The organism is Pseudomonas sp. HP_01, from assembly GCF_055284355.1.
Map to the genome: position 1 here is coordinate 1 of NZ_JBTOPV010000060.1, position 5,720 is coordinate 5,720.

The window sequence follows — 5,720 nt, forward strand, 5'->3', positions numbered from 1 at the left end:
ATGGGGTTTTGGAATTTAATCTTGACGATGACCTACTCTCACATGGGGAAACCCCACACTACCATCGGCGATGCATCGTTTCACTGCTGAGTTCGGGATGGGATCAGGTGGTTCCAACGCTCTATGGTCGTCAAGAAATTCGGGTACTGACTCGTTCTCTCGAACGCTTCAGCAAATCGGGTATGTGATCAAGGTACAGCTTGTGTGTTCGCAAACTTTCGTCTTCATGCGTCTTCACACACCGCAATCTGCTGTCTTTGTGCAGATTGCTTGGGTGTTATATGGTCAAGCCTCACGGGCAATTAGTATTGGTTAGCTCAACGCCTCACAGCGCTTACACACCCAACCTATCAACGTCGTAGTCTTCGACGGCCCTTCAGGGAACTCAAGGTTCCAGTGAGATCTCATCTTGAGGCAAGTTTCCCGCTTAGATGCTTTCAGCGGTTATCTTTTCCGAACATAGCTACCCGGCAATGCCACTGGCGTGACAACCGGAACACCAGAGGTTCGTCCACTCCGGTCCTCTCGTACTAGGAGCAGCCCCTCTCAAATCTCAAACGTCCACGGCAGATAGGGACCGAACTGTCTCACGACGTTCTAAACCCAGCTCGCGTACCACTTTAAATGGCGAACAGCCATACCCTTGGGACCGGCTTCAGCCCCAGGATGTGATGAGCCGACATCGAGGTGCCAAACACCGCCGTCGATATGAACTCTTGGGCGGTATCAGCCTGTTATCCCCGGAGTACCTTTTATCCGTTGAGCGATGGCCCTTCCATACAGAACCACCGGATCACTAAGACCTACTTTCGTACCTGCTCGACGTGTCTGTCTCGCAGTCAAGCGCGCTTTTGCCTTTATACTCTACGACCGATTTCCGACCGGTCTGAGCGCACCTTCGTACTCCTCCGTTACTCTTTAGGAGGAGACCGCCCCAGTCAAACTACCCACCATACACTGTCCTCGATCCGGATAACGGACCTGAGTTAGAACCTCAAAGTTGCCAGGGTGGTATTTCAAGGTTGGCTCCACGCAGACTGGCGTCCACGCTTCAAAGCCTCCCACCTATCCTACACAAGCAAATTCAAAGTCCAGTGCAAAGCTATAGTAAAGGTTCACGGGGTCTTTCCGTCTAGCCGCGGATACACTGCATCTTCACAGCGATTTCAATTTCACTGAGTCTCGGGTGGAGACAGCGCCGCCATCGTTACGCCATTCGTGCAGGTCGGAACTTACCCGACAAGGAATTTCGCTACCTTAGGACCGTTATAGTTACGGCCGCCGTTTACCGGGGCTTCGATCAAGAGCTTCGCGTTAGCTAACCCCATCAATTAACCTTCCGGCACCGGGCAGGCGTCACACCCTATACGTCCACTTTCGTGTTTGCAGAGTGCTGTGTTTTTAATAAACAGTCGCAGCGGCCTGGTATCTTCGACCGGCATGAGCTTACGGAGCAAGTCCTTCACCCTCACCGGCGCACCTTCTCCCGAAGTTACGGTGCCATTTTGCCTAGTTCCTTCACCCGAGTTCTCTCAAGCGCCTTGGTATTCTCTACCCAACCACCTGTGTCGGTTTGGGGTACGGTTCCTGGTTACCTGAAGCTTAGAAGCTTTTCTTGGAAGCATGGCATCAACCACTTCGTGTTCTAAAGAACACTCGTCATCAGCTCTCGGCCTTAGAATCCCGGATTTACCTAAGATTCCAGCCTACCACCTTAAACCTGGACAACCAACGCCAGGCTGGCCTAGCCTTCTCCGTCCCTCCATCGCAATAACCAGAAGTACAGGAATATTAACCTGTTTTCCATCGACTACGCTTTTCAGCCTCGCCTTAGGGACCGACTAACCCTGCGTCGATTAACGTTGCGCAGGAAACCTTGGTCTTTCGGCGTGGGTGTTTTTCACACCCATTGTCGTTACTCATGTCAGCATTCGCACTTCTGATACCTCCAGCAAGCTTCTCAACTCACCTTCACAGGCTTACAGAACGCTCCTCTACCGCATCATCCTAAGATGATACCCGTAGCTTCGGTGCATGGTTTGAGCCCCGTTACATCTTCCGCGCAGGCCGACTCGACTAGTGAGCTATTACGCTTTCTTTAAAGGGTGGCTGCTTCTAAGCCAACCTCCTAGCTGTCTAAGCCTTCCCACATCGTTTCCCACTTAACCATGACTTTGGGACCTTAGCTGACGGTCTGGGTTGTTTCCCTTTTCACGACGGACGTTAGCACCCGCCGTGTGTCTCCCATGCTCGGCACTTGTAGGTATTCGGAGTTTGCATCGGTTTGGTAAGTCGGGATGACCCCCTAGCCGAAACAGTGCTCTACCCCCTACAGTGATACATGAGGCGCTACCTAAATAGCTTTCGAGGAGAACCAGCTATCTCCGAGCTTGATTAGCCTTTCACTCCGATCCACAGGTCATCCGCTAACTTTTCAACGGTAGTCGGTTCGGTCCTCCAGTTAGTGTTACCCAACCTTCAACCTGCCCATGGATAGATCGCCCGGTTTCGGGTCTATTCCCAGCGACTAGACGCCCTATTAAGACTCGCTTTCGCTACGCCTCCCCTATTCGGTTAAGCTCGCCACTGAAAATAAGTCGCTGACCCATTATACAAAAGGTACGCAGTCACCCAACAAAGTGGGCTCCCACTGCTTGTACGCATACGGTTTCAGGATCTATTTCACTCCGCTCTCCGCGGTTCTTTTCGCCTTTCCCTCACGGTACTGGTTCACTATCGGTCAGTCAGTAGTATTTAGCCTTGGAGGATGGTCCCCCCATGTTCAGACAAGGTTTCTCGTGCCCCGTCCTACTCGATTTCATTGACAAGAGATTTTCGCGTACAGGGCTATCACCCACTATGGCCGCACTTTCCAGAGCGTTCCGCTAATCTCAAATCAACTTAAGGGCTGGTCCCCGTTCGCTCGCCACTACTAAGGGAATCTCGGTTGATTTCTTTTCCTCAGGGTACTTAGATGTTTCAGTTCCCCTGGTTCGCTCCATACACCTATGTATTCAGTGTAAGGTAACTGTCTTATGACAGCTGGGTTCCCCCATTCAGACATCTCCGGATCACAGTCTGTTTGCCGACTCCCCGAAGCTTTTCGCAGGCTACCACGTCTTTCATCGCCTCTGACTGCCAAGGCATCCACCGTATGCGCTTCTTCACTTGACCATATAACCCCAAGCAATCTGGTTATACTGTGAAGACGACATTCGCCGAAAGTTTGCATTTCACAAACTTTACCTTAGCCTGGACACACACCAGTGAAAGAGGTGCCCAGTCTATATTTCAATCACATACCCAAATTTTTAAAGAACGATCTAATCAAAAGACTAGAAATCAACACTCATCATCCAGCGGATGGAGCGCTCATTTCTAAGCTTTAAACAGTCAGAAGCAGTTATGGTGGAGCCAAACGGGATCGAACCGTTGACCTCCTGCGTGCAAGGCAGGCGCTCTCCCAGCTGAGCTATGGCCCCATAACAAAATTGGTGGGTCTGGGCAGATTCGAACTGCCGACCTCACCCTTATCAGGGGTGCGCTCTAACCAACTGAGCTACAGACCCAATTTCGAGCTTGTAACTGTTAGCGTGAGCTATCAGCTTGGAGCTTAAAGCTGCTTCTATCGTCTTCTTCAATGAATCAAGCAATTCGTGTGGGAACTTGCGAAGAAGCTGAGTCTTCGATTAAGGAGGTGATCCAGCCGCAGGTTCCCCTACGGCTACCTTGTTACGACTTCACCCCAGTCATGAATCACACCGTGGTAACCGTCCTCCCGAGGGTTAGACTAGCTACTTCTGGTGCAACCCACTCCCATGGTGTGACGGGCGGTGTGTACAAGGCCCGGGAACGTATTCACCGCGACATTCTGATTCGCGATTACTAGCGATTCCGACTTCACGCAGTCGAGTTGCAGACTGCGATCCGGACTACGATCGGTTTTCTGGGATTAGCTCCACCTCGCGGCTTGGCAACCCTCTGTACCGACCATTGTAGCACGTGTGTAGCCCAGGCCGTAAGGGCCATGATGACTTGACGTCATCCCCACCTTCCTCCGGTTTGTCACCGGCAGTCTCCTTAGAGTGCCCACCATAATGTGCTGGTAACTAAGGACAAGGGTTGCGCTCGTTACGGGACTTAACCCAACATCTCACGACACGAGCTGACGACAGCCATGCAGCACCTGTCTCAATGTTCCCGAAGGCACCAATCCATCTCTGGAAAGTTCATTGGATGTCAAGGCCTGGTAAGGTTCTTCGCGTTGCTTCGAATTAAACCACATGCTCCACCGCTTGTGCGGGCCCCCGTCAATTCATTTGAGTTTTAACCTTGCGGCCGTACTCCCCAGGCGGTCAACTTAATGCGTTAGCTGCGCCACTAAAAGCTCAAGGCTTCCAACGGCTAGTTGACATCGTTTACGGCGTGGACTACCAGGGTATCTAATCCTGTTTGCTCCCCACGCTTTCGCACCTCAGTGTCAGTATGAGCCCAGGTGGTCGCCTTCGCCACTGGTGTTCCTTCCTATATCTACGCATTTCACCGCTACACAGGAAATTCCACCACCCTCTGCCCTACTCTAGCTTGCCAGTTTTGGATGCAGTTCCCAGGTTGAGCCCGGGGATTTCACATTCAACTTAACAAACCACCTACGCGCGCTTTACGCCCAGTAATTCCGATTAACGCTTGCACCCTCTGTATTACCGCGGCTGCTGGCACAGAGTTAGCCGGTGCTTATTCTGTCGGTAACGTCAAAACAGCAAGGTATTCGCTTACTGCCCTTCCTCCCAACTTAAAGTGCTTTACAATCCGAAGACCTTCTTCACACACGCGGCATGGCTGGATCAGGCTTTCGCCCATTGTCCAATATTCCCCACTGCTGCCTCCCGTAGGAGTCTGGACCGTGTCTCAGTTCCAGTGTGACTGATCATCCTCTCAGACCAGTTACGGATCGTCGCCTTGGTGAGCCATTACCTCACCAACTAGCTAATCCGACCTAGGCTCATCTGATAGCGCAAGGCCCGAAGGTCCCCTGCTTTCTCCCGTAGGACGTATGCGGTATTAGCGTCCCTTTCGAGACGTTGTCCCCCACTACCAGGCAGATTCCTAGGCATTACTCACCCGTCCGCCGCTGAATCAGAGAGCAAGCTCTCTTCATCCGCTCGACTTGCATGTGTTAGGCCTGCCGCCAGCGTTCAATCTGAGCCATGATCAAACTCTTCAGTTCAATACTGCAATTAGGTTTTGAGAAAACCTTATAAACTTGGCTCAGCAATCGTTGGTTAAACCATGATTTCTCGTGGAGTAACTTGCGATGCTGATAATCTTGCGACTTCAGTCTTACAGCACAAGCACCCACACGAATTGCTTGATTCAGTTGTTAAAGAGCGGGTGGTTAAGATCTTTCGTCTCAACCGAGGCGCGCATTCTACAGCGTCTCTTGTCTCTGTCAAGCGGTTATTTTAAGAAGTTTTCAAAGTTTCCTTATCAACTTCAACCACTTGCGCTTCGTTCGACTTAACGTCTCACGTCAGCGGGAGGCGAATTCTACAGCGTTACAACCTGCTGTCAACTGCCTTTTTCACCGCTGTCGATTCAAGCATCTGAACCGAAGCATTCCTCGCTGCTTACTTCGTCCAACTCTTTGATTATCAAGGAGTTTTCCGTTTCGTCTGCGCCGGAAGTGGGGCGAATTATAGACAGATCCAGAGGGGCGTCAA

The 5,720-nt window shown here is 51.4% G+C and carries 2 tRNA genes and 3 rRNA genes; all 5 read right to left on the reverse strand.

The annotated features are described in order from the left end of the window. Nucleotides 1-19: 19 nt before the first annotated feature. Nucleotides 20-135 (reverse strand): 5S ribosomal RNA (gene rrf / locus ACYAR8_RS22755). Nucleotides 136-281: 146 nt separating this feature from the next. After that, a 23S ribosomal RNA gene (locus ACYAR8_RS22760) occupies nt 282-3,174 on the reverse strand. 232 nt (nt 3,175-3,406) lie between these two features. Beyond that, a tRNA-Ala gene (locus ACYAR8_RS22765) sits at nt 3,407-3,482 on the reverse strand. Nucleotides 3,483-3,492: 10 nt separating this feature from the next. After that, a tRNA-Ile gene (locus ACYAR8_RS22770) sits at nt 3,493-3,569 on the reverse strand. 121 nt (nt 3,570-3,690) lie between these two features. Beyond that, nucleotides 3,691-5,227 (reverse strand): 16S ribosomal RNA (locus ACYAR8_RS22775). The 16S, 23S and 5S rRNA genes sit together here with 2 tRNA genes alongside, the layout of an rRNA operon. Nucleotides 5,228-5,720: the final 493 nt, after the last annotated feature.